Source organism: Streptococcus sp. WM07 (genome assembly GCF_004570525.1).
GTDB lineage: Bacteria > Bacillota > Bacilli > Lactobacillales > Streptococcaceae > Streptococcus.
Genome location: NZ_SPPZ01000003.1, coordinates 1 through 24,711, shown reverse-complemented (window position 1 = coordinate 24,711; position 24,711 = coordinate 1). Strand labels below are relative to the sequence as shown.

General features: G+C 41.1%; 27 protein-coding genes and 1 pseudogene. 10 read left to right on the top strand and 18 right to left on the bottom strand.

Going from position 1 to position 24,711, the window contains the following annotated elements:
• Positions 1-2 precede the first annotated feature (2 nt).
• The gene (locus E4T71_RS01105) at positions 3-257 is read left to right on the top strand and encodes a lipopolysaccharide assembly protein LapA domain-containing protein (RefSeq protein ID WP_135035576.1); all 255 of its coding nucleotides are present in this window, start codon (positions 3-5) and stop codon (positions 255-257) included.
• Positions 258-283: 26 nt separating this feature from the next.
• Here E4T71_RS01105 and E4T71_RS01100 read toward each other — a convergent pair whose 3' ends face one another.
• The 8 genes and pseudogenes from E4T71_RS01100 to E4T71_RS01065 all read right to left on the bottom strand — a co-directional run bounded on the left by E4T71_RS01100 (position 284) and on the right by E4T71_RS01065 (position 7,513).
• Positions 284-2,176 (bottom strand): ABC-F family ATP-binding cassette domain-containing protein, encoded by a 1,893-nt coding sequence (locus E4T71_RS01100; protein ID WP_135035574.1) that lies wholly within the window; start codon positions 2,174-2,176, stop codon positions 284-286.
• Positions 2,177-2,843: 667 nt separating this feature from the next.
• Positions 2,844-3,132: pseudogene (locus tag E4T71_RS01095) on the bottom strand (transposase family protein); the annotation flags it as partial.
• Positions 3,129-3,602: a hypothetical protein gene (locus E4T71_RS01090; protein ID WP_135035572.1), complete on the bottom strand. Its 474-nt coding sequence runs from the start codon at positions 3,600-3,602 to the stop codon at positions 3,129-3,131. The pseudogene E4T71_RS01095 and the gene E4T71_RS01090, both read right to left, overlap by 4 nt.
• 62 nt (positions 3,603-3,664) lie before the next feature.
• Positions 3,665-3,943 carry a type II toxin-antitoxin system YafQ family toxin gene (locus tag E4T71_RS01085; RefSeq protein WP_135035570.1) on the bottom strand — a complete coding sequence of 93 codons (279 nt, stop codon included), beginning with the start codon at positions 3,941-3,943 and terminating at the stop codon, positions 3,665-3,667.
• Complete coding sequence (locus tag E4T71_RS01080; protein WP_135035569.1) at positions 3,943-4,215, bottom strand: type II toxin-antitoxin system RelB/DinJ family antitoxin; 273 nt, start codon at positions 4,213-4,215, stop codon at positions 3,943-3,945. The genes E4T71_RS01085 and E4T71_RS01080 overlap by 1 nt, the downstream gene beginning before the upstream one ends.
• A 120-nt stretch (positions 4,216-4,335) precedes the next feature.
• Complete coding sequence (locus tag E4T71_RS01075) at positions 4,336-5,013, bottom strand: matrixin family metalloprotease (protein WP_228062300.1); 678 nt, start codon at positions 5,011-5,013, stop codon at positions 4,336-4,338.
• Positions 5,014-5,064: 51 nt separating this feature from the next.
• Complete coding sequence (locus E4T71_RS01070) at positions 5,065-5,841, bottom strand: alpha/beta hydrolase family protein (protein WP_135035568.1); 777 nt, start codon at positions 5,839-5,841, stop codon at positions 5,065-5,067.
• Between the two features lie 10 nt (positions 5,842-5,851).
• The gene (locus E4T71_RS01065; RefSeq protein WP_135035567.1) at positions 5,852-7,513 is read right to left on the bottom strand and encodes a ribonuclease J; all 1,662 of its coding nucleotides are present in this window, start codon (positions 7,511-7,513) and stop codon (positions 5,852-5,854) included.
• Between the two features lie 202 nt (positions 7,514-7,715).
• Between E4T71_RS01065 and E4T71_RS01060 the strand changes: the two genes are divergently transcribed.
• A complete protein-coding gene (locus E4T71_RS01060; RefSeq protein WP_135035564.1) occupies positions 7,716-8,582 on the top strand; it encodes an ABC transporter permease in 867 nt (288 codons plus the stop codon).
• Complete coding sequence (locus tag E4T71_RS01055; RefSeq protein WP_135035561.1) at positions 8,579-9,337, top strand: ABC transporter ATP-binding protein; 759 nt, start codon at positions 8,579-8,581, stop codon at positions 9,335-9,337. The genes E4T71_RS01060 and E4T71_RS01055 overlap by 4 nt, the downstream gene beginning before the upstream one ends.
• A 442-nt stretch (positions 9,338-9,779) precedes the next feature.
• Here E4T71_RS01055 and trpX read toward each other — a convergent pair whose 3' ends face one another.
• On the bottom strand, positions 9,780-10,793 hold the full coding sequence (trpX, locus tag E4T71_RS01050; protein ID WP_135035558.1) for a tryptophan ABC transporter substrate-binding protein: 1,014 nt from the start codon (positions 10,791-10,793) through the stop codon (positions 9,780-9,782).
• Positions 10,794-10,983: 190 nt separating this feature from the next.
• Between trpX and E4T71_RS01045 the strand changes: the two genes are divergently transcribed.
• Positions 10,984-12,666: an NFACT family protein gene (locus E4T71_RS01045; protein WP_135035555.1), complete on the top strand. Its 1,683-nt coding sequence runs from the start codon at positions 10,984-10,986 to the stop codon at positions 12,664-12,666.
• 88 nt (positions 12,667-12,754) lie between these two features.
• On the opposite strand, the gene E4T71_RS01040 is transcribed toward E4T71_RS01045, so the two are convergent.
• The 3 genes from E4T71_RS01040 to E4T71_RS01030 all read right to left on the bottom strand — a co-directional run bounded on the left by E4T71_RS01040 (position 12,755) and on the right by E4T71_RS01030 (position 16,352).
• Positions 12,755-13,897 (bottom strand): hypothetical protein, encoded by a 1,143-nt coding sequence (locus E4T71_RS01040; protein WP_135035552.1) that lies wholly within the window; start codon positions 13,895-13,897, stop codon positions 12,755-12,757.
• A gap of 75 nt (positions 13,898-13,972) precedes the next feature.
• Complete coding sequence (locus E4T71_RS01035) at positions 13,973-15,208, bottom strand: lipopolysaccharide assembly protein LapB (RefSeq protein WP_135035549.1); 1,236 nt, start codon at positions 15,206-15,208, stop codon at positions 13,973-13,975.
• Complete coding sequence (locus E4T71_RS01030) at positions 15,198-16,352, bottom strand: AI-2E family transporter (protein ID WP_135035546.1); 1,155 nt, start codon at positions 16,350-16,352, stop codon at positions 15,198-15,200. The genes E4T71_RS01035 and E4T71_RS01030 overlap by 11 nt, the downstream gene beginning before the upstream one ends.
• 146 nt (positions 16,353-16,498) lie before the next feature.
• Between E4T71_RS01030 and E4T71_RS01025 the strand changes: the two genes are divergently transcribed.
• From E4T71_RS01025 to E4T71_RS01015, 3 genes are read left to right on the top strand one after another with little or no spacing between them, the layout of a single operon-like run.
• Positions 16,499-17,518, top strand: a complete 1,020-nt coding sequence (locus E4T71_RS01025; protein ID WP_135035544.1) for a lactonase family protein — start codon at positions 16,499-16,501, stop codon at positions 17,516-17,518.
• Positions 17,519-17,572: 54 nt separating this feature from the next.
• Positions 17,573-17,758: a hypothetical protein gene (locus E4T71_RS01020; RefSeq protein WP_135035541.1), complete on the top strand. Its 186-nt coding sequence runs from the start codon at positions 17,573-17,575 to the stop codon at positions 17,756-17,758.
• 49 nt (positions 17,759-17,807) lie between these two features.
• Positions 17,808-19,127 (top strand): FAD-containing oxidoreductase, encoded by a 1,320-nt coding sequence (locus E4T71_RS01015; RefSeq protein WP_135035538.1) that lies wholly within the window; start codon positions 17,808-17,810, stop codon positions 19,125-19,127.
• A gap of 58 nt (positions 19,128-19,185) precedes the next feature.
• On the opposite strand, the gene E4T71_RS01010 is transcribed toward E4T71_RS01015, so the two are convergent.
• The 6 genes from E4T71_RS01010 to E4T71_RS00985 all read right to left on the bottom strand — a co-directional run bounded on the left by E4T71_RS01010 (position 19,186) and on the right by E4T71_RS00985 (position 23,412).
• Positions 19,186-19,974, bottom strand: a complete 789-nt coding sequence (locus E4T71_RS01010; protein ID WP_135035536.1) for a DeoR/GlpR family DNA-binding transcription regulator — start codon at positions 19,972-19,974, stop codon at positions 19,186-19,188.
• A 145-nt stretch (positions 19,975-20,119) separates the two neighbouring features.
• The gene (gene lacB, locus E4T71_RS01005) at positions 20,120-20,635 is read right to left on the bottom strand and encodes a galactose-6-phosphate isomerase subunit LacB (protein WP_135035533.1); all 516 of its coding nucleotides are present in this window, start codon (positions 20,633-20,635) and stop codon (positions 20,120-20,122) included.
• Between the two features lie 38 nt (positions 20,636-20,673).
• Positions 20,674-21,099: a galactose-6-phosphate isomerase subunit LacA gene (lacA, locus tag E4T71_RS01000; RefSeq protein WP_135035530.1), complete on the bottom strand. Its 426-nt coding sequence runs from the start codon at positions 21,097-21,099 to the stop codon at positions 20,674-20,676.
• Between the two features lie 69 nt (positions 21,100-21,168).
• Positions 21,169-22,614, bottom strand: coding sequence for a PTS transporter subunit IIC (locus E4T71_RS00995; protein WP_135035528.1), 1,446 nt, complete (start codon positions 22,612-22,614; stop codon positions 21,169-21,171).
• 29 nt (positions 22,615-22,643) lie between these two features.
• Positions 22,644-22,949, bottom strand: coding sequence for a PTS sugar transporter subunit IIB (locus E4T71_RS00990; protein ID WP_135035525.1), 306 nt, complete (start codon positions 22,947-22,949; stop codon positions 22,644-22,646).
• The gene (locus E4T71_RS00985; RefSeq protein ID WP_135035522.1) at positions 22,942-23,412 is read right to left on the bottom strand and encodes a PTS sugar transporter subunit IIA; all 471 of its coding nucleotides are present in this window, start codon (positions 23,410-23,412) and stop codon (positions 22,942-22,944) included. The genes E4T71_RS00990 and E4T71_RS00985 overlap by 8 nt, the downstream gene beginning before the upstream one ends.
• A gap of 359 nt (positions 23,413-23,771) precedes the next feature.
• Here E4T71_RS00985 and tnpB point away from each other — a divergent pair, with 359 nt between their 5' ends.
• The 3 genes from tnpB to E4T71_RS00970 form a co-directional block, all read left to right on the top strand.
• Positions 23,772-24,155 (top strand): IS66 family insertion sequence element accessory protein TnpB, encoded by a 384-nt coding sequence (tnpB, locus tag E4T71_RS00980; RefSeq protein WP_245165700.1) that lies wholly within the window; start codon positions 23,772-23,774, stop codon positions 24,153-24,155.
• A gap of 67 nt (positions 24,156-24,222) precedes the next feature.
• A complete protein-coding gene (locus E4T71_RS00975) occupies positions 24,223-24,417 on the top strand; it encodes a transposase (RefSeq protein ID WP_194181238.1) in 195 nt (64 codons plus the stop codon).
• Positions 24,401-24,711, top strand: a 311-nt coding sequence (locus tag E4T71_RS00970) for an IS66 family transposase zinc-finger binding domain-containing protein (RefSeq protein ID WP_306766714.1), incomplete at its 3' end; no start/stop codon positions are given. The genes E4T71_RS00975 and E4T71_RS00970, both read left to right, overlap by 17 nt.

The following is a 24,711-nucleotide window of genomic DNA, read 5'->3' as shown; positions in this document are numbered from 1 at the left end:
TTATGAAGCCAAAATTTCGATATTACCTCTCTCTTATTTCTATCTTGCTCATTGCCCTTCTATCCATTAGCAATATCCAAGAGGTGCAAGTCTCTCTTCTTGTAACCCAAGTCCAACTCCCCTTAATTTTAGTCATCCTCTTTTCCTTTATCTTAGGAGCACTCGTTACTTTACTCTATAGTCGACCTAGTAAAAAAGTAACCAAGGAAAAGAAGAAAAACAACAAAGAACCACAAGAACTCGAACCTAAAAAATAACCAGCCGCAATGCGACTGGTTATTTTTTACTCTTCCAACTCTGCCCATTCTTCCAAGGCTACTTCTTCTTCAGCCTGGGCTTGCTCCAATTCTGCTTGCAATTGAATGAGCTGATCAGGGTCATTGCTCGCCAACATGCTAGCCTGAATCTCAGTTTGAATGCGACTTAGTTCTTCTAGCTGTCGCTCCAATTCTTCAATACGACGCTGCCGTCGACGGATTTCCTTTTGACTCTCCTTTTGCTCCTCATAGGAAAGATTGTTCGACTCCTTCGTCACGACAAGCTCAGGCTCAGTTTCTTGTGCCAACTCCTCCAATTCCTTTTTCTTCTCAAGATAGTAATCATAATCTCCAAGAAAAAGTCGGGAACCTTCGGGGCTTAACTCCAGCACCTGGTCTGCAATCCGATTGATGAAATAACGGTCATGACTCACAAAAAGCAAGGTTCCCTCAAAATCAATCAATGCCTGTTCCAAGGCCTCTTTGCTCTCGATATCCAAATGGTTAGTCGGTTCATCTAGGACTAGGAAATTATTTTTCTCCATAGAGAGTTTGGCCAAGAGCAGACGGGAACGCTCTCCACCAGAAAGCATACCAATCGTTTTCTGAACATCATCCCCAGAAAAAAGGAAAGAACCCAGACGGTTGCGAATTTCTAATTCTGGACTTTGAGGAAAATCATTCCACAGCTCATCTAAGACTGTATTCCGAGCACTCAAGGTTTCCTGATTCTGATCATAGTAGCCAAAATCAACATTGGTTCCCAGACGTGCTTGCCCCTGAATAAACGGTAAATCTCCCTTTAACGATTTTAAGAAGGTTGTCTTACCAACACCATTCGGGCCAACGACTGCAATAGCTGTATATTTCCGCAAATCTAAGGAAATAGGCTGAGACAAGACTTGTCCCTCATACCCAATGGCTGCTTCCTCCACCGTCAAGACCACATTTCCGGACGGACGTTCAATGGGAAAAGCGATTGTCGCCGCTTTTTCCTGACCACCAGGTTTTTCCAGTCGATCCATTTTTTCTAATTTTTTTCGACGAGACTGGGCCCTTTTGGTAGTTGAGGCTCGTACCAGATTTTTAGCCACGAAGTCCTCTAAGGCAGCAATTTCCTTCTGCTGCTTCTCATATTCCTTGCGTTGAGTTTCTAATCTTTGAGCTTTTTCTTGTACAAACTTCGTGTAATTTCCAACATAACGATCCAAGGAATTTGGTCGCAAATCCCAAGTGATATTCGCCACCTTATCCAAGAAATAACGGTCATGACTGACAATCAAAAGGGCGCCTTGGTAATTGGTCAAGTAATTTTCTAGCCAAGCAATCGTCTCAATATCCAAGTGATTAGTGGGCTCGTCCAACACCAAGAGCTGAGGCTCTTCTAGCAACATCTTGGCTAAAGCTAAACGCGTTTTCTGCCCGCCAGATAAATCCGAAATGGGCATGGACCACATGCCCTCATCAAATTGAAAACCATTCAGGATGGAGCGAATCTTGGCCTCATACTGAAATCCACCCGCTTGACGAAAACTCTCCGACAGCTGATCATAACGGCTCATTAAAGAAGCTAGTTCTGCTCCTGTCACCTGCCCCATCTCAGCTTCCAGTTCTCGTAGTGTTTGATCATCCTGTCGCAGGTTGTCAAAAACCTTCAGCATTTCATCATAGATAGACAAGTTGGAATCCAAGGAAGATGACTGAGACAGGTAGGAGAGGGACAAGTCCTTTTTACGACTAATCTCACCCGAGGTCGCCTCCTCCACCCCTACTAAAATTTTTAACAAAGTCGACTTACCGGCACCATTACGCCCCACAAGGGCAATCCGGTCACGGTCACCAATCTGAAAGGTAATATTTTGAAAGAGAACGTCTCCCGCAAAGGAGCGCTCCACCTTACTCGCTTGCATAATAATCATAAGACTATTATAGCAAAAAGCCATAAAGAGACTGGGCAAAAACTAGCAATTTCTGGCTTAGCTTGAAATTTGAATAAATAGAAAACAGCTTAGAATCAACGTTTTTAATAACGTAATTCTAAGCTGTTTTCTATTTCGAAGGCTTTTTGCCCAGCCTCTTGAGTTCAATAAATGGTTATAAACACACTCCATCTTTAAATTTAGTTTTACAAAAGAAATTGTTTTTAAAATCCCTTACAAATTATATTGGTACTTAATAATCCGAATAGCATTCTAGTTTAATTCAATATTCGGAATGATTACATTAAAATAGATGTCTTTATTGTCAGTTATTAATTGCATATGGGTAGCTATTGCTACCTCGTTACATTCTACATAGATTAATTGTACCGAATATCGAAATCTCCCAAATTGAACTTCATCTTCCGATAGCAACTTTTGTAGTTTTTGTTCATAATAAAATTGATTATAAACTTCATCTGCTCGCTTATTTATTGGTTCATTAGACCATTTCGATTGAGTAAAATACATCATTCTTTTCTCAGACTGATTAGACTTCCCGCGAAACGTTTATAGCCTTTCAAAATTGATAATACCAGCAATCAAGTTCATTCTTAAACCAAATCGTTTCTTACGATTGCGGTAAGTTGTTGAAAATATGTTAAACACTTTGAACTAAGACTTCTTCAACCCAATGACTACGACGAATAAGGTTGCTTTCATGTACACCAAAATCAGCTGCAATTTGTTCATAAGTACGATATTCACGTAGGTATTGAAGAGTAGCTATTAGGATATCTTCTAAACTCATTTTTGGAGTTCGACCACCTTTAGAGTGTTTAGCTTGATAAGCAACTGTCAAGATTTCTAGCATTTTGTCAAAAGTTCTTCTCTCAACACCAACTAGGCGTTTAAAGCGTAAGTCGGAAAGTTTTTTTACTGGATTCATAATTCATGCTTCTATTTTATCATATCCTTGTTTCGCAGGAAGTCTATTAAAAGAAACTTTATAAAAATACCTATCAACCAGCCAAGCAAATAAAATATGACCTTTCCTCCAGTTTAATTTACTAGAATAACCAATTGGGATAAAATCGCGATATCGAGAGCTCCTTCTTTCTTCCAATGATTGATGCTGTTCTACAGTAACCTCAATATCTCCTCCAATCGGCTTCTCGAATTGTACAGCATTAGATGATAATCCAATAAACATTGACTTATCGGGGGCGAGGATTGTCCCTGAACTTAGATTAAAAAAAGGCTGACCTTCCTTTAAAGCATAACTACCACGACCATTATATTTGAAAGGTTGTTGGTTAGAAATCTTCAAATTTTCTGTAATAATATTTAAAAACTTAGTTCTAGACAGGCCCAAAGCCTTTAAAACTCTTTTTTCTTCGATAATTTCTCTATCAAAACTCATCATATGTTATTAAATATCAAACTTTATTCTGCTATATTCAAATATATATCACCAGTTGAAAAACTTTATTTAAACAAGTCAGAATGCGAACCAATTCTCTGTAAAGATAGGACTAAGACATCTTCAATAATTTCGTAAATTAATAACCAATCTGGTTCAATATGACACTCTCTAGTTCCACTATAATTCCCAGACAAAGAATGATCCCGATATTTTTCTTCCAGTGTTTCGCCATTGGCTAACTGCTCAACAATTTGAAATAACTTATCTAAATCTTTTCCCTGACGTTTTGCAAGTTTTATATCTTTTTTAAAGCGACTGGTAAATCGAATCTCATATTTCATTATATTTCTAATGCCGTTTTTAAATCCTGAATTGAGTGATACCCTTCTACAGATGAATCTTCCGCAATTCGTCTCCCTTCCTCGATAGCAAGTCTAGTTTTATAATTGGGTTTGTCTAATTTTAATTCAAATGGAATTCCGTTTTCCCGAATACTAGCACGTAAGAAAAGATTTATAGCCGCAGTCATCGTTAACCCTAACTCTCCAAATACTTGATCTGCTTTTTCTTTAATCTCTTTATCTGCTCGAATATTTAAATTTGTTGTTGCCATACTACCACTCTCCTTTATTTATAATTCTACACAAAAATTCGGTTACTGTCAATACATTGAACGAATAATGCATGTTTCACCATCAAAAAACCTGGGAGCTTTTCCCAGGTCGATCTATCTTTAATCTTGATAAAGCTGGCGGACTACCTCAATATCCCTAGCTTGAATGGAATAAAAGGAGCCTGCCGGTTGCATGACGGATTCTTCGTCCGTATGGTCCAATCCGATAGCATGGCCTAATTCATGGGCAGCTGTATTGACTACCCGTTCATAGCTGTAGCCATAATAGGGATTGGAAAGATAATGGGCATTGAGTCCTACCTTAGCCTTGTTTAGACGATTGGTTAAAACATTGGTTTGGGATTCGGTTTCTCCCGCTGCTGAAACCTGAGAATCACTGTAAACATCAGCTTCAATTTGCGCCAGACTAGCATCGTCAGTTTCAATAAACTGGAATACCCCTGTTTGATTCCACTGACGCATGGCGTCACGATAGGCAGATACCATCGTACTATCTTCTGTAGAAATATAGACCAAGGCCTGATTTTGATCCCATCGATGACGTTCATCTGAATTAGAATTGGTCAAATCTGTAGGAATTTGAGTTGGATTGCTCAAAAAACGTTGGGGAAGCTCTGTCAAATAACTAGCTACAGGTAATTGCCCACCTGTAACCCATTGTCCCACAAAAAGAAGGAGGAGCGCTAGACTAATAGTCCACACAACTAGCTTCATCAAAGAAAAAATCAAGTGGAAAACAGTAGAGATAACTCTCAAAATAAAACGAATAAGAAACAAATTTCCACCTCCTTAGGCTCTCTAGTATAAAGAAGGAGGCTAAAAAATAGCTTAACTCAAGCGCTCTTCTTCTTGGTAATCAATGGGTAACCACTTCAGAACTTCTTGGATTTGCTGATCCCAATAATACCATTCGTGTTTTCCAGGACTAGAGCTATAGGTTAGATCAAACTCCGCATGTTCGAATATTTGTTTAGCTCGTTGATTAGCAGGAAAAAGAAAATCCTGTTCCCCACACCAGATAAAGAGTTTGGTTTTTCGATCAGCTTCTTCTAACCAGTTCACGAGATGAGCAGGGTGATTCCTGTCAAAAACCTGCTGACCAAATACTCCTTGCCAGTAAGTCCTCCCCCGGAAATCATCTACGAGCGATTCCACATCTTGAAAATCCAGTGCCCCTGACAGACTAGCGGCATAGGAAAATCGGTTGGTCTGCAAAGCCAGTTTCATAGCCCCATAGCCCCCCATAGACAAGCCGGCTACAAAAGTCTTCTCCCGTTTACGGCTCATCTTCGGAAGGAGGTTGGCAAGGACTTGTGGTAATTCAAGTGCAATGGCGTCAAAATAATTATAGCCATAGGGTGTGTTGGTGTACCAACCATCATGGGTATCTGGGAAGACTACGATGACATTCGTATTTCTGACATAACGCTCAATGCTGGTTCGACGCATCCAAGTATCTGCATTTCCACTCATACCATGCAAAAGATAGAGGACTGGAATGTCCTCTATCTCGGCATTGCATAAAGCAGCGTCTGGGTAAAGCAGATTGATCGTCACACTCATAGACAATACTTCAGATCTATATTGAAAATTCAATAGTGCCACGCAAGCTCTCCTATTTCACTTCCATCACAACTGGCAAGACCGCTGGACGGCGCTTGCTTTGTTCAAAGAGATACTTAGAGAGGTTATCCCGTACCGCTCCTTTTAATTCAGCCCAATCAAAATTGGGTTGGCTAAGATATTCTTCAACCGTTTGGTTAACCAAATCAGCAGATTCCCGTAGAATATCCCGACTTTTCTTAACATAGACAAAACCACGGGTATGTACTTTAGCCTTGGCTACAATCTTCTTCTGTTTACGATTGACCGTAATGGCGACAATAAAAATTCCATCTTCGGATAAAACCTTACGGTCTCGAAGAACCACATTGCCAACATCCCCAATGGCGTTTCCGTCAATCAAGACGTCTGCGGCTGGGACAGATCCTGCAAAGACAAAGCCTTGACCGTCCCATTCCATTTGATCTCCCTTTTTCATAAGGAAAATAGTATCGGATGACATCCCCAATTCCATGGCTGCTTTGGCATGGGCAATCAAATCGCGGTACTCCCCTTGAACAGGGAAGAGGTAACGGGGTTTCAAGAGGCTAAGCATTAGTTGTAGGTCTCGAGAGTTCGCATGACCAGATACGCGTAAGTTTTGGGTAATCAAACGAACAACCCCACCTGCCTGGTAAATCATATTTTCAACACGGGCTACAACTGCTTCCTTGGCTACAGACGGGGTGGTAACAATATAGACCAAATCTCCATCTGTAATTTCAACATACCGGTGACGACCCTGAGCCATTTTTTGAAGACCATTGATTGGTTCTCCCATACGTCCAGTTTCCAGAATAATTAATTCTTCTGGAGCATATTGTCCCATATCCTTCGGCTTGATCAACACATTGCCATCTTCCAAGGTCAATTTTTTCAAGCGAATCGCTGTTCGGACAATATTTTCAATGTCAAAACCAGTCAAGACAACCTTGCGATCGGTTGCAACAGCGGCATCAAAAACTTGCTGGATCCGAGAAAGATTACTAGCAACCGCTGCGACAATAATCCGCCCTTCCCAATCCGCGATGGTCTGGGAAATCTCTTCCCCAACCTCACTATAACTTGCCACTTGCATACTAGAATCCGCATTAGCGGAATCACTTAAAAGGGCCAAGACCCCTTCTTTACCAATTTCTGCTAACCGACTAAAATCAGTCGCATAAGCTGGACTTGCCGCTTGGTCAAATTTAAAGTCTCCTGTATACACAATCTGACCTTGATCTGTCTTCAAAACAACTCCCAAACTCTCAGGAATAGAGTGAGTAGTTCGGAAGAAAGATACTGTTGCTTGACCAAAATCAATCTCGGTGTCCTCATCAATAACATGGTAATCATTGAATTTCTTAACACGATCATTGCGCTTCACAAAAAGCTTCGCCAACTCAATGGTCAACTCAGAACCAAAAACAGGTACCTGAACTTCCGCTAGAAGGTAGGGAAGGGCACCAATCGCATCTGCATGGCCATGAGTTAGAAAGACCCCAGCAATACGATCACGATTATCAATCAAATAATCTAAATTAGGAATCACCACATCCACCCCAAGTTGCTCGTTTTCTGGGTATTTAAGACCGGCATCCAAAATGAAGATTGCTTCATCAATTTCTGCCCAATAAAAGTTTTTTCCATTCTCACGAACTCCGCCAAGAGCCGTAATCTTAATGTCTGACATACATCCTCCTTTAAATAAATTTTTCATAAATTATAGTTATTTCACCCTGTGATGAACCTCCCTATTATACTACATTTTGCCTTTTTTTTCTATTCCCTTCCCCCGCTCATTCCAGAAATACATAGGATTTGGACAGACCATCCACCTCAAGACTCTTCTTTTTGGTACAATGGAAACAGATTAAAAAGAAAGGTTGGAGTCTATGATTCTATCTGTTATCTCACAAGGCTTATTGTGGGCCATTTTAGGAATGGGCCTCTACCTCACATTTCGGATTCTCAAATTTCCAGATATGACAACGGAGGGGAGCTTTCCACTAGGAGGAGCGGTAGCTGTTAGTCTGATTACTGCGGGGGTAAATCCTTTATGGGCCACTTTAGCTGCCGCTGGAGCTGGGGCTTTGGCTGGTTTTGTCACAGGTATGCTCTATACCAAGGGACGGATTCCGATTATTTTGGCAGGAATTTTGGTCATGACCTCCTGTCATTCCATCATGCTCATGGTCATGGGACGGTCCAATTTAGGCCTGCTCAATCAATCCCTACTTCAGTCCTGGCTTCCTTTTACGGATCGAATCAACAATGTGATACTAGGACTCTTGATTTTCAGCCTACTGCTAGCTGCCATTATTTATTTTCTCAATACCCGCCTGGGACAAGCTTTTATTGCTACAGGGGACAATCCGGACATGGCCCAGAGCTTTGGTATCGAGACTCCGCGAATGGAGGTTATGGGGCTAATTCTGTCCAATGCTATGATTGGTCTAGCTGGAGCTTTAGTTGCCCAACAAGAAGGTTATGCTGATATTTCTCGTGGAATCGGGATTATCGTAATTGGTCTAGCTAGCATTATCATTGGAGAGGTACTCTTCAAGAATGTTACCCTACCGGAGCGACTCATTTCAATTGGACTTGGAGCTGTTATTTACCAAATCCTTATTTGGGTAGTCCTATCTCTTGGATTTAACACAAACTATCTTCGCCTCTACAATGCCCTTATTTTGGCTTTCTGCCTCATTGTACCTCAACTTCGGAAATCCATTTTGAAAGGAGTTCGACTGAACGCATGAAAAAAATCATTGAACTACAGGATGCTACCAAGATCATTCAAAATGGGCTAGAGGAAAAACGGGTTATCCTAGACCATGTCTCACTCAGCATCTATGATGGAGATTTCATCACAGTCTTAGGCGGAAATGGAGCTGGTAAATCAACCCTTTTCAATGTCATTGCAGGTACTCTTCCCCTAACTAGTGGGCGTATCCTCATACACGATACAGATGTCACCAGTTGGTCACCGGCAAAAAGAGCCCGTTTTATTGCGCGTGTTTTCCAAGATCCAAAAATGGGAACAGCTCCTCGAATGACACTGGCAGAAAATATGTTACTTGCCTATTATCGTGGTGAGAAACGGGACCTCACCCCCCGTCAGTTAAAGGAAAAAATTGATTTTTTCAAAGATCTCTTGAAAAAAATCCCAAATGGTTTGGACCAACACCTCGATACCGAGATCCAAAGTTTATCTGGTGGTCAACGTCAAGCCCTTAGCCTCCTAATGGCCACCTTGAAAAAGCCAGACCTTCTACTGCTGGATGAGCATACGGCAGCTCTGGATCCTAAGACCAGTAAAGACTTGATGAAGTTGACTCAGCAGTTTGTTGAGGAAATGAAATTAACCAGTCTTATGATTACCCATAGTATGGAAGATGCTCTCCACTATGGTAATCGCCTGCTTATTTTAAAAAATGGACAAATTATCCAAGATTTAACACAGGAAGAAAAGGCTCAACTAAGCCTTCAAGATTACTATCAATTCTTTGATTAGGAAAACCACCCCTAAAATCATTGTATGTTTTCAGAAAATATAGTATACTGAATATAGCTTATTGAAAAGTAACACTCTGATGAACAAGTGTCGCTTTCAATAATAGCTAACCTGATATTTCCTGTTATCCCACCTCTCTACCTGTGTCTATTTATAACTTACTTCCCTAAAAAGAAGGACATAGGTCAGAAATCATCTAAATTTCCCAATGCTATTAACCTTGGGTAACAGGTAGATCTCAGAAAACTCGACCCGTCGTACCATGACAGGTCGTTTTTTGTGTGTAAAAAAGAGGCTGGATTAAATACCAGCCTCTAACGTGAAAATTCTTTGATACAGTGGCTAATCAAGTCAAACAGCAAAACAATCTCAGACTGTGCAACATCGAATCTACAAAGCGAACGACATTCGCTCGCATTTCCCACTCCCTTTGATAAAAGCTCTATTCCTCTGTCTGACTCGTTACCACCAACTGAGCATTCTTTTTGATATCCTCTGGAATACGAATTCCAAGATCATTAGCTACCTGCGTATTAAGAACGGATTTTCCTTGAGAAAAAAATTCAACAGGAATAGCACCTGGTTGTTCTCCCTTGAGAACACGAGCGGTCATTTTTCCAGTAGCTCGCCCAAGTTCAAATTGATCGACCACAACAGAAGCCAGTCCACCAGCTTCAACCATAGCCCCAGCGCTTGGATAGAGAGGCAATTTGGCTGACTGATTTGCTGCGACAACCGTTGAAAAGGCTGAGGCAATGGTGTTGTCAATTGGAACCCAGATGGCATCAACCTTGTCCGTTAAAACTCCGACTGCTTGATTGAGTTCATTGGTAGAGGGAACGGCCTGCTCAACTACTTCTAAACCTGCTTTTTCAGCAGCTTCCTTAAACTCCGCAACTTGTGACTTGGAATTATCTTCTCCACTGGAATAAAGGGCTCCTATTTTTTTTACAGTAGGGGTTAAGGTCTGAATCAAGGTAACCTGCTGAGCTGCTGGATTTTGATCCGAGACTCCCGTTATCAAGCCACCTGGATGTTCTGGATCCTTCACCAAATTCGCCCCAACAGGGTCTGAAACAGCACCCATGATCACAGGTAAATCCTTACTGGCATTAGCCAAAGACTGGACAGCTGGGGTCGCAATTCCCAATAAGACCTGATTCCCCCCTTCAATCAATTGTTGACTCATCAAGGTCAGCTTACTCTGATCAGCTTGGCCATTGAGAAATTGGATGTCCAACTTCTCTTTCCCATATCCCTCTTCTTCCAATCCTGCTTGAATTCCTTGGTAAATCTCGTCCAAGGACGGATGGCTAACAAATTGAAGAACTCCTAATTTTGCCTTGGTAGCCTGACTCTGGCTTGTCAAGGAGAACCAACCTAGTTCTTGACTCACTCCAACTCCGACGAGTACAAAAAAGGCCAACAAAGTCATTAATAAGGCTTTATTTTTCATAGATTCCCCTTTCTTACCACATGAAAATATACTCGCAACATTTCAACTAAAGCATGAACTTCAGCATTTCAAATGAATTGCCTTACAATTACTCCCAGTTTATGCAAGATAGACGGAAAAGTCAAGTCAGAGTTTTTTCTATTAGCGCTTTTTTTGCTATAATCTAAAGACTAGTATCAAGGAGGTTCCCATGTCTTTTGACGGTTTTTTTCTCCACCATATGAGACAAGAATTAGCGTCTCAATTAATCGGCGGACGTATCCAAAAAATTAATCAACCCTTTGCACAAGAACTCTTTCTCCAAATTCGGTCTCAGGGCAAGAACCAACGACTACTAATCTCAGTCCACCCAACACTCAACCGAATCCAACTCACCCAGCAAGTTTTTGAAAACCCAAGCAATCCTTCTACCTTTATCATGGTACTCCGTAAATACCTGCAGGGAGCCATTATTCAGGATATCGAACAAGTTGAAAACGACCGGGTTCTCCGAATCACAACGCAAAACAAAGATGAAATCGGGGACAGCCAATCGGCCGTCTTGCAGGTTGAACTGATGGGGAAACACAGCAATATTTTATTAATTGACCAGACTCAGCATAAAATCTTAGAAGCCATCAAACATGTAGGTTTTGGTCAGAACTCTTATCGGACCATCCTACCAGGAGCACAAGCTATTCAACCCCCAGCAGATGAACGGGCCAATCCCTTTACCATTGAGGAAGAAAAACTGTTCGCCTTTTTACAAACAGCAGACCTCAAAGCCAAGATCCTCCAAGGTTACTTTCAAGGATTAGGCCGAGACACCGCCCAAGCTCTGGAAACTCACTTAGAGAAGCATGCTTCCAGCCGCCTCAATGCTTTCCATCAATTTTTCCAAGCTCCCAGTCAAGGTCATTTGACAACCAAATCTTTCTCTCCAATTCCTTTTCCAGACTCTTTAGACCAGACCTATCCCTCCTTATCTGAAACTCTGGATTTCTTTTTTGCCGAAAAAGCAGAAAGAGATCGGGTCCAACAGCAGGCGGGAGAGCTCATTCGTCGAGTCGATTCGGAATTGAAAAAAACAGTAGATAAACTGGAGAAGTTAGAAAAGGAACTAGCGGACACCGACAAGGCAGAATCCTATCGCCAAAAAGGGGAACTCTTGACGACCTATCTCAACCAAGTTCCCAACGATCAAGACAAAGTGATTTTACACAACTACTATACAGATGAACCCATCACCATTGCCTTGGACAAGGCGCTAACCCCTAATCAAAATGCCCAACGCTACTTCAAGCGCTACCAAAAATTTAAGGAGGCCATCCGCCACCTCAACCAGCAAATTGAAGAGAGTCAGGAATGGGCTCATTACCTAGAAGGAGTTCAATTTTTACTTGGCGAAGCAAGACTTGAAGATATCCCCGAACTTCGGGAAGAGCTGGTAACCGCTGGTCTCTTCAAACGTAGCCGGCAAGATAAACGAGCTCGCCGGCAAAAACCAGAAGCTTACTTAGCCAGCGATCAAGAAACCCTGATTTTGGTCGGTCGGAACAACCTTCAAAATGATGAACTAACCTTTAAATTAGCTAAGAAAGACCAACTCTGGTTCCACGCTAAGGATATCCCTGGTAGCCATGTTGTCATCACCAATAATCCCAATCCTTCTGACGCCATTAAAACAGATGCTGCTGAACTAGCAGCCTACTATTCCAAGGCTCGTCACTCCAACCTGATCCAAGTAGATATGCTACCGATCAAGAAACTCCACAAACCCAAAGGGGGGCGCCCAGGCTTTGTCACCTATACTGGCCAAACCACCCTTCGGGTCACTCCTGATCCCGACAAAATCGAAGCTATGCGCCAAGCTGCACAAAAACAATCAAACTGAAAAAGGGCCGAGTAAACATACTCGACCCTTTTTGTCTTGCAAGCCATTTAGGAAATCAGGCTTTGTAAGCATCTTGCTCTAGTTTGATTTAATTACTAATTCCAATGGAGGATAACAGATTCTCTACCTCCAAATGACGAATCGTCTCAATCATTAGGAAGAGGTTATCAGGTGAAAAGACTTTTTGACCATGATCCCCATGCTTCGTTTCCTCAAAGGCTAAAATAGGTTTTCCAGCTGCCGCCATGTCAGCGACAACACTTCCAACCTCCATGTAGCCATTAATATCTAAGTAGAAGTCAGATTCTCGAACAATTTCTTCGTACAAAAGACTATCTTCACTGACACCCGGTACCAAGGTAATATTCGGATAGACCAATAGACTCATCAAGGAATCTGACACCTCAGTTGGTGCTGCCACTACAAAACCAATATTCGGTAGTTCTCTAGCTAAGGTCTCCAAATGAAGCAATTCATCAGAGTAGGTATAGACCCAACCGACATAGTCATAATTAGAAAGAGATTGGACTTGTGCCTCCAATAAGAATGGGCTGGTTAAGATAACCTCATCCCACGTGAGATTGGCATAGTACCACCATACATTTTGATAAGGAACTCGACGAAGTTCAGACCACGGCTTGAAGGGAGTATCAAAATGAATAACAATCGGATAGACCGGTCCTTTTTCCAGTTCAGTCTCTTCGAGATTCTCAAATCCTTTGCGCTTTCTCCCCTTCATCAATAAAGACACATCCATTTTATTAGATATGTTTTCCTCCGATAAGGAGGTTTTTAAATTAACAGATTTTGGAACATGGTGACTAATCACTTTAACCCGACCATCTGTTCCTGTTTCAGGGTCATTCTGATTCTGGACACTGGAAATCGATAGAATATTCCCCAAATCTTTCTGGAAAACGGGACCTAAATCTCCAGTCACAACCATATCTGGTGATAGAAGCAAGACACTTTCTTCCTCTACATGATAATCTAGGGTATAGCGGAAAGGACTCTTATCTGTGTCCGCTAACTCCTCTGGCAAGCGAACAGAAGTCAAGTCCACAGATAGACCCGCCAATCGTTTTCGAATCTTACCAAACCATTGTTTGGCAATTCCATTATGAGCGATATAAAAATGAAGATTTTGATTATGGAGAATAACCGATTTCAGCAGAGTCTCCAATTCTTGAATCTGGTTGACCTTCGCAACCACTATTAAGGCTTTATTCATCACTACTCCTTGTTAGAATACATTATTTCGATTATAGCATACTTTCAAGGACCAAGCTAGGAACCTGAATATATTTTAATCATCTAAACTATCCAAAAATTCCTGCATAGCCAAATCATCAGGAACTAGAGCTAGATAGGATTGGGCAACTTCAACAGCTTCCTCCCGATACCCCATTTGGCGTAATTGATAAGCATACTCTTCCAAAAATTCTGGATTATCTCTCAAGTCTCCCCTTAGACTTTGGTAAAGTTCAAAAGCTTCCTCATCCTTTTCCAAGGATTGAAAAGCCTTGGCCACATTCCACTTAGTCAGTACAGAATCGACATCCTTAGGAATCTGATCCACCAATTCCTGGAAATTCTCTTCTTCAAGGTAAAGATTGCTTAGGCGCAGATAGACTTCCTCCAAATCCTCCGCAATTTCCAGAGCTTTTAACAGGTAGGTCTTAGCCCCTTGCATATCGTGGACTTCATAAGCCAGCTGAGAGGCTAATAACATCAGACTCTCATCAAAAGGATTCTTCTTCAAACCAGCCTCCGTCACGCGCAGTGCTTGTTCCAACTGATGTTCCTCTCTAAGAGCTCTTGCATAACCTAATTCAAAGCCTAGCATATCTGGCGATAAGGCCTCTAATTGACGGAAATAATCCAAAGCACGCTGCGTACGCCCTGTCTCCAACAAAAGAAGGGCCAATTCATGGACACTCTTATCATCGTATTCCAATTCAATAGCTTTTTCTAAAAATTCAATAGCCGCTTCCATCTTCCCAAGACTGGCATAGCTAAGGGCAATCCGCTGATAGGTTGAAATTCCCGTTAAGGCATAGATTTCTCGATTGTCCAAACTGGCATAAGACGGAATCGCAGCTTGGTAATTCCCCAACTCAAACTCTAATTCCGCGATCCCGAACACGATAATCGGGTCTGTGCTAAGAGATTGGGCCTCCATCAACTTTTCACGCGCTACATCGGATAGGCCTTCAGCTTGGTAGAGATCGGCTTTCACTAAGAGACTGGCTAAATACCAGTCACTAGTTTCTGGAATTTCTTCCAAATAAGCAAAAGCTTCCTCGGTCTGACCTTCCTGACTAGCCATTTGGGCCAGACTCAAATAGGCTTCCGGATAGGCTTCTTTAACTTGCTCATAAAGAAGTTGAGCTTGATCATAAAATCCCATCTCCTCTAGATACAGCGCCATTTCAAACTGTTCCTCCTCTGAGGACTCCTGCAAAAGTTGATGAAAGGCAGCTTGCGCTGCCTCTAAATCCTGATGTTCTAAAGCCTCTAGGAGAATGTGACTAGGATTCATGGTTTTCCTCCTCATACAGTCCTGATACCTCTTGATACCAGGTGAAAAATGCTTCAACAATAACCTTGAGAGAAGCGTAGACCGGTACTCCCAAGAAGACACCCCAAACTCCAAACATACTTCCCGATGTCAGAAGGACAAAAAGAATGGTCAAAGGATGGATATTAAGCTGACTCCCCAAAATCAAGGGAGAAACAAAGCGACCTTCGATGGTCTGCTCGATGATAAAAACTAGAATAACCTTAATCAACATGGTAGGGCCTGCAATCAAGCCCAAAATCAAGGCTGGAATCATCGCTAAAAAACTTCCCAAATACGGAATCAAATTCAAGAACCCTGCAGTAACCCCTAGTGTTACCGCATAGTTGAGACCAATCAATTTAAAAAAGATAATAAACATAATAGCCACAATAAAAGCAACCGTAATTTGACCTTGGACATAATTGCCCAGTTGCTTATTAACATCCGCCATAATTCGGCTAAAAGTTGGGCGGAATCTTGTCGGCATAAACGTGCTTAAATACAGATTCAGTTCCTTACCATCCCGTAGTAGATAAAAAACAATGAACGGCATAATCAAAATCGCCACAAAGAACTGAGATACACTTGACAAGAAATTGCTAGCCCAATCAACAGCCCGTGGTGAGTACTGACTGACAAACTCCGTCAAACGATTGGAAATCTCATTATTAAGTTCCATAAACTGTGGTCTAGCAGCTTCAAACATAGGCTGAGAAATCAATTCATTCACCACAACTTCTGCTTGATCCAAATACGCTGGAAAATTATGGACAAAAGCCAAAAACTGATTCCGTAGATTGGGAATCAAAACAGCAACGCCCCATACTAGCAAGGCTAAAATCAAAACAAAGACCAAAACGATGGCCCAAAGTCGGGGAATTTTACGAGATTCCAAGAAATTAACCAAGGGATTCAGTAAATAAAAAATCAAGCCAGACATGATCAATGGCAAGGCCAAAACCTGAAGAAAATTCAGGATTGGTATAAACAAAAAACTAATTTTGGTTAAGAGGTAAATATTCAAAAAGAGTAATAAAGAGACTAAAAAGACGGTAATGGCTTTATTATCTAAAAACCACTTAAAAAACCAGGAAAGGTTAAAACCTCGCTCTTTTTCCTGCATGCTTAGCTCCTTTTTTCAAGATTTCCCTTCATTTTAACATTTTTTTACAAAAATAACTCTAGCTAGCCTATGATATAATGAAGATAAAACAAATTTGTTTATTCATCCGGTCTTCAAATTCAAGCAATCAAATAAAGGAGAAGCAAATGTTTGATACCCTCTATTTTGGAACCTATACTAAACGTGAATCTCAAGGGATTTATCAGGCCAAGCTGGACCTTGAGACTGGTAAGCTTTCAGACTTGAAACTCCTTGCACGAGAAACCAGCCCCACCTATCTGGCCTTTAGCCCACAAGATAGACTCTATAGCGTTGCAGCCCAAGACGGACAGGGAGGCATTGGGGCTTACACCGTAGAAGGGCAACTGTTAAATCACGTATTAGAAGATGGTGCCTCCCTTTGCTATGTAGCCTACGATAAAGGACGGCAACTCGTCTACGGTTCCAATTATCATAAAGGGCAAGTGACCTCCTATCACATTCGGGAAGATGGACAATTAGACCTTGCCGATGTTGTTACTCAAGAAGGTTCCGGTCCTCATCCGAACCAGTCCTCCTCCCATGTCCACTATTCAGATTTAACACCTGATAACTACCTGGTCACCTGTGATTTAGGTGCAGACCGTGTCAGCACCTATGCTGTTTCAGATACAGGTCATTTATCCCTTGTAGGGCAATACAAATCCCAAGCAGGAGCAGGCCCTCGTCACCTAGTTTTCCATCCCTACTTCAAGATGGCCTACCTAGCGTGTGAACTCAATTCAACAGTTGAGACCTTAGTCTATGACGGAGTCGGGGATTTCGACTATTTGAATAGCCAATCTACCTTACCAGCAGATTTCCAAGGAGACAATGCCGTAGGAGCTATCCGTATGAGCCAAGACGGAAACTTTGTTTATATCTCCAATCGTGGTCACAATTCGATTGCCGTTTTCAAGGTTCTAGCAGACGGTAACTTAGAGCAGATTCAAATTGTCTCTAGCCATGGAGATTTCCCTAGGGATTTTAATTTCTCTAACAACCAACAGTTCTTGATTGTCGTTCACCAAGAATCAGATAATGCTAGTGTCTTTCAACGAGATGCACAAACAGGACTCTTAGAACTACTATCCCACGATTTCTATGTTCCCGAAGCTGTATTTATTTCTTCCAACCCTTATGAATAGCCTTTCATAGCAGATTGTGCTATCCTATTACTAGTAAAACAAAAGGAGATACCCATGAACCCAACTGAACTTTTTAACAAAGTTAAAGAATTAATCGAAAGTAAAGATATCGAAGCTGCAAAACGCTTCATCGACGAACACAAAGATGATCTTGGCTCTTACTTTGACCAAGCTAAAGCCTTGGTTTCAGGATCAGAAGGTTTAAGTGGTGCAGTCGACAAGTTGAAAAAACTATTCTAACACACTATGCGCCAGCCCTTGCTGGTGCTTTTTTACTAAGGAGAAGCATATGCTACATTTTGATTTATTCGTCATTGGTTTTGGAAAAGCAGGAAAAACCTTAGCTGCCAAAATGGCTAGCCAAGGCAAAAAAGTCGGACTAGCTGAACAAGATCCAGCTATGTATGGAGGCACTTGTATCAATATCGGCTGTATCCCAACCAAGACTCTAATCCGTGCTGCTGAAGAAAATCAATCTTTTAGCCAAGTCATGGCCGAAAAAAATGCCGTAACTGGCCGACTCAACAAGAAAAACTATGCCATGTTAGAAGGAGCAGGCGTAACCCTCTTTGATGCTCAAGTTCGGTTTCAATCCAACAAAGTACTAACATTAACCGCAGGAGATGATCAACAAGAAGTCACTGCTGAGATTATCATTATCAATACTGGTGCCATCTCCAACCAACTCCCTATTCCAGGCCTCTTAGAGAGCGAACATGTCTATGATTCCACTGGTATTCAAGGCTTGTCTGAGTTACCGCAAAGACTAGGAGTACTTGGTGCTGGACCTATTGGCCTAGAGTTTGCAAGTCTCTACAATCGCCTTGGAAGCCAAGTCACTATCTTAGATGCTGCTGAGACTTTCCTACCACGTAGTGAAGAAAGTTTAGCTCAGATGGCTAAAGGATATCTAGAGGAAGATGGAATCCAAATTCATTTAGGAGTACAGACCCAATCCATTACAAATACCTCTGATGGTAAAGTCAGCTTGGATACAAATGCAGGTACCTTTGAGTTTGATGCTCTCCTCTATGCAACCGGTCGAAAACCCAATACCCAAAATCTTGGATTGGAAAACACAGATATTCAATTAACTGATCGAGGAGCCATCCAAGTTGACGCTCATTGCCAAACAACAGTTCCACAAGTTTTCGCAGTTGGAGACGTTAATGGCGGCCCACAATTTACCTACATTTCCCTAGATGACTTCCGGATTGTATACAATTATCTGGAAGGGGACGGTAGCTATACCTTGGATAACCGCAAACATATCCCAAATGCCATCTTCATGCAACCGACCTTGGCTCAAGTTGGTCTGACCGAAGCTCAAGCCCAAGCTGCAAACCTCCCTTATAAAGCGAAAGAAATGCCTGTAGCTGGTATGCCTCGTGGCCATGTTGACGGTGATCTTCGTGGAGCGTTCAAAGCTATTGTTAATACTGAAACAAAAGAAATTCTTGGAGCTAGTATCCTATCCCATAATGCTCAAGAAATAATCAACTTGATTACAATGGCTATGGATAACCACATCCCTTACACTTACCTAGCCCAACAAATCTTCACGCATCCAACATTAGCTGAAAACTTAAATGATTTGTTTAATCTCTAATTTCTTAAATAAAACCTAAAAAACTAGGGACTCTGAAAAAGAGTCCCTAGTTTTTTCATTACTCTTCTTTTTCTTCCAAAGATACTTCTGGAGGAATCACTTCTGTATACCGTTCTAAAAACTGTAATCCCTCCTGGTCCATCTGAGCATCCGTCATAATCGCTGTTAAATCTTTTAGGTGATAAAAAGAGGCAAAATCATCTTTTCCAATCTTCGATGAATCCAATAAAAGATATTTCTCAACCGCATGGTCGATGGCTAGCCGCTGCGTATAGGCTTCTGCCAAGGTTGACGTCATCACGGTACTCCCTTTCAATCCATTTGCAGAAACAAATGCCTTACTAAAGTGCATCTCCTGTAAACTGGTATTCGTAATTTCCCCAACAAATGACTCTGTCACTTGGCGATACTCCCCACCCAAGAGAAAAACATGAAAATCTTCGGTCTTTTTTTGAAACAAGATTCTAAAAATAGGCATGCAGTTTGTAATAACTGTCAGACGAGTATTTCGAATCTCCTCTGCCAAAAACGCAACCGTTGTTCCCGGACCAAGGAAAATCGTCTCTCCTTCCTCTATCAGAGAAGCAGCACGACGGGCAATCTCCTTCTTTTGCTCCCTATGTTGGATATCTTTTTCAGAGTGAGAATATTCACGGTATTGAAAAGCCTTATTACTCCTTGCACCACCATGAATTTTGGTTAAAATTCCTTGCTCCTCTAATTCTGCTAGATCACGACGAACAGTCATATCTGTCACATTTAATAAGGTTACAATTTCCGAAATACGAATTGTCCCCCGTTGATGGACCAAACGCGTAATTTCAGCTAACCTCTCCTGTTTGTTCATAAAGTCCTCCCTATTTTCTATCATTGTACCATATATTCTGGAGGAAACTAACAGAGCTATTCTAGCAACTTCGCAACAAGAAATTACCTATTTTTCCTCGAATACTTATTCCTCAGAATGGAATAGGAAAATAAGAACTGGGGCCTTAATCATGATACTCTCCACGATCCCATTTTTCTAAAAATTCTTGGAAAAAACCGGGATTAAGCTGGTCTTCATTCAAGTGTTCAACTGCCTGGATTTTCTCAATCAAATGTCTCTGCTCTGCAGTTCCCTCAAACTCTGCTTGGAGAAAAGCATCAATGATATCACACATCAACAGTTCACCTGTAATTTTACCACCAAATCCGATAACATTCGCATTCAGTTTCCTTTTAGCATATAAGGCAGAACTCATATCTCTAACTAAAGCCGCACGAATTCCTGGTACCTTGTTTACTGCATTCGTAATTCCAACACCTGTCCCACAAATACAGACACCAATTTCAGCTTCACCACGACTAACCGCTTCTCCTACTCGCTTTCCAAAAATAGGATAGTGGGTACGAACATTATCATAAGTCCCCAAATCAATTACGTCATGTCCTTGACGTTTTAAATGATCGACAACCGCAATTTTTTCATAGGTTACAATGTGATCACAACCAACTGCAATTTTCATGTTTTTCCTCCAAATTTCCGTCTACTATCTTTCATGTACTAACACATTTTATTAAGCATATCCACTCGGATTTGGTGACGTCCCCCATCATAAGAACCGTTTACAAAAGCTTCAACAATATTCTTAGCGAGACCTGGCCCAACAATTTCCGCTCCCATTGTAATCATCTGTGCATTGTTATGGCCTCTTGTCATATAAGCTGAACGTTCATCTGAAACAGCCGCAGCAATCATTCCCTTAATCTTAGTGGCCACCATAAACGAACCTACTCCATAGGCATCAATAACCACTCCTAAGCTCTCCTTATCTTGCTGAAGCTGGTGAGCCACCGCCAAAGTAACATCGATAAAATCCTGCTGATCCTCTGTAACATCTACCACTTCAAGGCTTAACTCCCGAAGATAGTCTTTAATGACTTCTTTCAGTTCTTGTCCATGGTGATCTGCTCCAATAATAATTTTCATAGTTTCCCCTTTCATTCATAGTGAGTTAAAAAACATTTCCATTTCAATATTCTGTCATTTTAGAAATCCCTACTGCTCTTGCTTAGTATATTCTTGATTTCGTAAAATCATTTGTTTTCGATACCAAGCAAAAAGACCTAGATAAAGCACTAGAAAAATTAGTAAATTCAAAACTGCTGCCAGTTGACCTGTTGTAGCATCGCCAATCATATAGCCCAGAATTTTCTCCATTGGTCCTTCCAAGGTGGAATGCGTAATCATCGCATTAACAGGAGCCCCTTTCGGAAAAGCACCAACATTCTTAGCCAATTCCGTTGCAAAAGGAGCAATCATCGTTCCAGATAGCAAGAACAGAGGTAATAATAAACTACCAAACAGAATCATCCGAAGTAGACGACCGCGTGTCACTACTAATAGAGCTGGTGTCATCCCCATGGCAATGATTCCCGCAAGAGGTAAAATTCCATTCCCCACCTTAGCTAGTAAGACAGCTTCTACCAGCATAATCGGGGCTAAAATATTGGCACACGCCCAAACTTCCGCACGACCAGCAATAAAGGGCCAATCCAAACCAATATTAAATAAACGTCCGCCCATTTTTTTATTGGCGAAATCAGTGATTCCCTGAGACAATGGTTCCACTGCTGCGATGAACCAAGAACCAATAAGAGAGAATAATTCCAAGCAGGCTCCAGCTGTGAAACCGAGTGCGAACCAACCTTTCATCGATTCCTGTGTCAACCGAGGATCTCCCATAATTCCAATGACAAACCCAAGCATACAGCCAATCGCAAACTTAGAACCCCAAAAACCAATCTTTTGATTTAATTTAGCTGCGTCAAAATCATACTTATCCAAAGCTGGGAAGAAACGATCACAAAGACGATCCAATAATAAAATCAGTGGATTCATCATATAGTTCATATGCGTTGACGTCATCGGGGAAGTCTTTGTCCCCAACAAATCATCAAATGTTGGCTTCATTAAATCGGAATTGATCAACTTCAAAATTCCTACCAATACAACTGCAATTGTTGCAATAAGTAAGGCTACTGGAGTTGGCAAGGCATTTTTTTCCGCATACCACATAATAAGTAGACCTGTAATCGATAAATGCCAAATATCAAACACATCCACATCAAGCGTATTTGTTTTCTTCATAAAAATCATGACAATATTGACAATCAGCATGACTAATAGAAAAAACAAAGTATAAGGGGAACCCCAGGTAATCGTTGCAAGAGGAGCCCATCCTACATCAATAATCGTTAGCGTAATCCCTGTGTGATTCACAAAGGCTTGCAAAGACTCTGAAAAAGCTCCTGTTAAAATACCAATGATCAAACCCGTGCCCGTTAAAGCAATCGCTAATTTGATTCCTCCTTCCAAGGCCTTTCCCCATGGAACACCGAAAGCTTTCGCCAATAAAGTTAAAATGAGAAACATCATAACAGGGGCGCCCATCTCAATAATAGGGTTTAAAGCGGCATTGACCAGTTCAATAAATCCACCCATACTTCTTCTCCTTATTCACAATGAATCTCCTAGCTTAATCCATTCTCTTTAATCACCTGTTCCAATTGCTCAAAGACTGGGGCACTCATCGCTGGAATGCGGTAAAGGATTGCTCCTGCTTCCACGACTGGGATAGATAATTCAAAGCCTAGGTCTGTCTTTGCAATGGGAGCAAAAATATCATATTTTTGAACCATATCCTCTGTAATATCCTTGACCATAACTGCATCGCACATCACTTGATAGCCACGCTGGGATAATTGACTCTCAATAGCCTCTTTAATTTGATGACTAGAATTCACACCTGCACCGCAAGCCGCTAAAATTTTAATCATAATGAAACACTCCTTTTTCTAGTAAATATTGGTTTATCTCTGCATCACTACTTAATTGCTCTAATCCGGCTAACCCTCCTTCTGTTATAAAAAAACCAATGAGATTGGCAAGAATTTCTGTCTGTCCGTCCTGACGATTGTTTAAAATGAAGAACATGGATTTCGGATAGCAGTCCTCTGCTTTATTAATCATGTGCTGAAATTTTAACGCTGTCTCATTTCGGACATAGATTACTTGATTGACTCGACAAAAGTCCACTTCTGTATGGGGAATTGCTGTATAAATTGTTTCTTGTGAGTCAGGTAAGGTAACCTTTAACCCTGTTGGAAAAGCCTCTTCTCGTTCCTTTAAAGCCTCTAAGTAACCGTTTGTTACATACCCCTTCTTCTGCAACACTTCCGCAACCTGTTCAAATAAATCTTCTCTAGTCGCGACATCTGTACGGATAATTTCATAGGTCATTATCTTTCTCCCCCATAACCGTCGATTCATTAAACTCACTTTTCATAAACAGGTTCCTCATTCTTCCCTTCTAATCAAGTCCGGAACCAAGCACCATTCATCAAATTCTCCTAAAATAGGATGACAGCGCTTTCTATTGTTTTGAAAATTATCCTCCATAAAGACAAAAGAATCTCATTCATCTGTTGCAACAATTAACGATTTCCCTCTTTATGTTTAAATTATACAACTAATCGAACATAAATTCAACAATTTATGTTCGATTTTCGAAACAATATTGTTAGAAAGTAAGCGCCCAATAACAAGGTATCTTTAACCGAACTAGAAATCTAGCTATACTAATCTTATAAATCATCAGGATGGAGATTGATATGGTAGATTCTCGCTCGTTCACTAGGATAAATTTATGCGATTTAGGTCGGGTTCATTTGATAACTGGTAAAACAGATATGAGGCAAGGAATTGATTCCTTGGCTTACTTAGTGAAACAGGAATTTGAATTGGACCCTTTCTCAGGCCAAGTCTTTCTTTTCTGTGGTGGAAGAAAAGATCGCTTCAAAGCCCTTTATTGGGATGGACAGGGCTTCTGGTTACTGTACAAAAGGTTTGAGAATGGAAAACTCAACTGGCCTTCGAATGAGCGAGAAGTAAAGGAACTTACTTCAGAACAAGTTGAATGGTTCATGAAAGGATTTTCGATTACTCCTACTATAAAAACCATAAACAGTCGCGATTTCTATTGAAATCACGGCTGTTTTTCAGCTATAATTAGAGTAGAAATAAAAGGAGAGTATCATCTTGAAAGAACTATTGGATATTATCAAAAAACAAGCAGCTACCATCCAAGGTCTAGTAGATGAAATCTCCCTTCTACGTGAACAGGTGGCTTATTTAACCCAGAAACTATATGGCAAGTCATCTGAGAAGAATTCTGTTCAACCAGGTCAAATGAGTCTTTTTGAAGAAGAAACTCCTATTCAAGAAGACTCTGATTTACCCAGTTGAAACAGAGACAATTACTTACAAACGCAAGAAAACAAAAGGCCGTAAGCAGGCCATTCTTGACCAGTTTGAAGCTGAAGAAATACATCACCGCCTAGAGGTCTGCATTTGTCCGGATTGTAATGGTGATTTAAAAGAAATTGGTAGCCACCTACAACGCCAAGAATTGGTCTTTATACCTGCTCAATTAAAACGAGTGGATCACATCCAGCACGCCTATAAATGTCAGGAATGCAGTGAAAAATCAGAGAGTGATAAAATTCTTAAAGCTCCTGTACCTAAAGCACCCCTAGCTCA

Bases quoted from the DNA above. Each gene is read 5' to 3' on its own strand.
- E4T71_RS01100 (WP_135035574.1), bottom strand. From the start codon at position 2,176: ATGATTATTATGCAAGCGAGTAAGGTGGAGCGCTCCTTTGCGGGAGAC.
- E4T71_RS01010 (WP_135035536.1), bottom strand. From the start codon at position 19,974: ATGAACAAACAGGAGAGGTTAGCTGAAATTACGCGTTTGGTCCATCAA.
- E4T71_RS01020 (WP_135035541.1), top strand. From the start codon at position 17,573: ATGAACCCAACTGAACTTTTTAACAAAGTTAAAGAATTAATCGAAAGT.
- E4T71_RS01015 (WP_135035538.1), top strand. From the start codon at position 17,808: ATGCTACATTTTGATTTATTCGTCATTGGTTTTGGAAAAGCAGGAAAA.
- E4T71_RS01055 (WP_135035561.1), top strand. From the start codon at position 8,579: ATGAAAAAAATCATTGAACTACAGGATGCTACCAAGATCATTCAAAAT.
- E4T71_RS01085 (WP_135035570.1), bottom strand. From the start codon at position 3,943: ATGAAATATGAGATTCGATTTACCAGTCGCTTTAAAAAAGATATAAAA.
- E4T71_RS00995 (WP_135035528.1), bottom strand. From the start codon at position 22,614: ATGGGTGGATTTATTGAACTGGTCAATGCCGCTTTAAACCCTATTATT.
- E4T71_RS01090 (WP_135035572.1), bottom strand. From the start codon at position 3,602: ATGATGAGTTTTGATAGAGAAATTATCGAAGAAAAAAGAGTTTTAAAG.
- E4T71_RS01080 (WP_135035569.1), bottom strand. From the start codon at position 4,215: ATGGCAACAACAAATTTAAATATTCGAGCAGATAAAGAGATTAAAGAA.
- lacA (WP_135035530.1), bottom strand. From the start codon at position 21,099: ATGAAAATTATTATTGGAGCAGATCACCATGGACAAGAACTGAAAGAA.
- E4T71_RS01045 (WP_135035555.1), top strand. From the start codon at position 10,984: ATGTCTTTTGACGGTTTTTTTCTCCACCATATGAGACAAGAATTAGCG.
- trpX (WP_135035558.1), bottom strand. From the start codon at position 10,793: ATGAAAAATAAAGCCTTATTAATGACTTTGTTGGCCTTTTTTGTACTC.
- E4T71_RS01060 (WP_135035564.1), top strand. From the start codon at position 7,716: ATGATTCTATCTGTTATCTCACAAGGCTTATTGTGGGCCATTTTAGGA.
- lacB (WP_135035533.1), bottom strand. From the start codon at position 20,635: ATGAAAATTGCAGTTGGTTGTGATCACATTGTAACCTATGAAAAAATT.
- E4T71_RS01030 (WP_135035546.1), bottom strand. From the start codon at position 16,352: ATGCAGGAAAAAGAGCGAGGTTTTAACCTTTCCTGGTTTTTTAAGTGG.
- E4T71_RS01035 (WP_135035549.1), bottom strand. From the start codon at position 15,208: ATGAATCCTAGTCACATTCTCCTAGAGGCTTTAGAACATCAGGATTTA.
- E4T71_RS00985 (WP_135035522.1), bottom strand. From the start codon at position 23,412: ATGACCTATGAAATTATCCGTACAGATGTCGCGACTAGAGAAGATTTA.
- E4T71_RS01105 (WP_135035576.1), top strand. From the start codon at position 3: ATGAAGCCAAAATTTCGATATTACCTCTCTCTTATTTCTATCTTGCTC.
- E4T71_RS01040 (WP_135035552.1), bottom strand. From the start codon at position 13,897: ATGAATAAAGCCTTAATAGTGGTTGCGAAGGTCAACCAGATTCAAGAA.
- E4T71_RS00990 (WP_135035525.1), bottom strand. From the start codon at position 22,949: ATGATTAAAATTTTAGCGGCTTGCGGTGCAGGTGTGAATTCTAGTCAT.
- E4T71_RS01065 (WP_135035567.1), bottom strand. From the start codon at position 7,513: ATGTCAGACATTAAGATTACGGCTCTTGGCGGAGTTCGTGAGAATGGA.
- E4T71_RS01025 (WP_135035544.1), top strand. From the start codon at position 16,499: ATGTTTGATACCCTCTATTTTGGAACCTATACTAAACGTGAATCTCAA.
- tnpB (WP_245165700.1), top strand. From the start codon at position 23,772: ATGGAGATTGATATGGTAGATTCTCGCTCGTTCACTAGGATAAATTTA.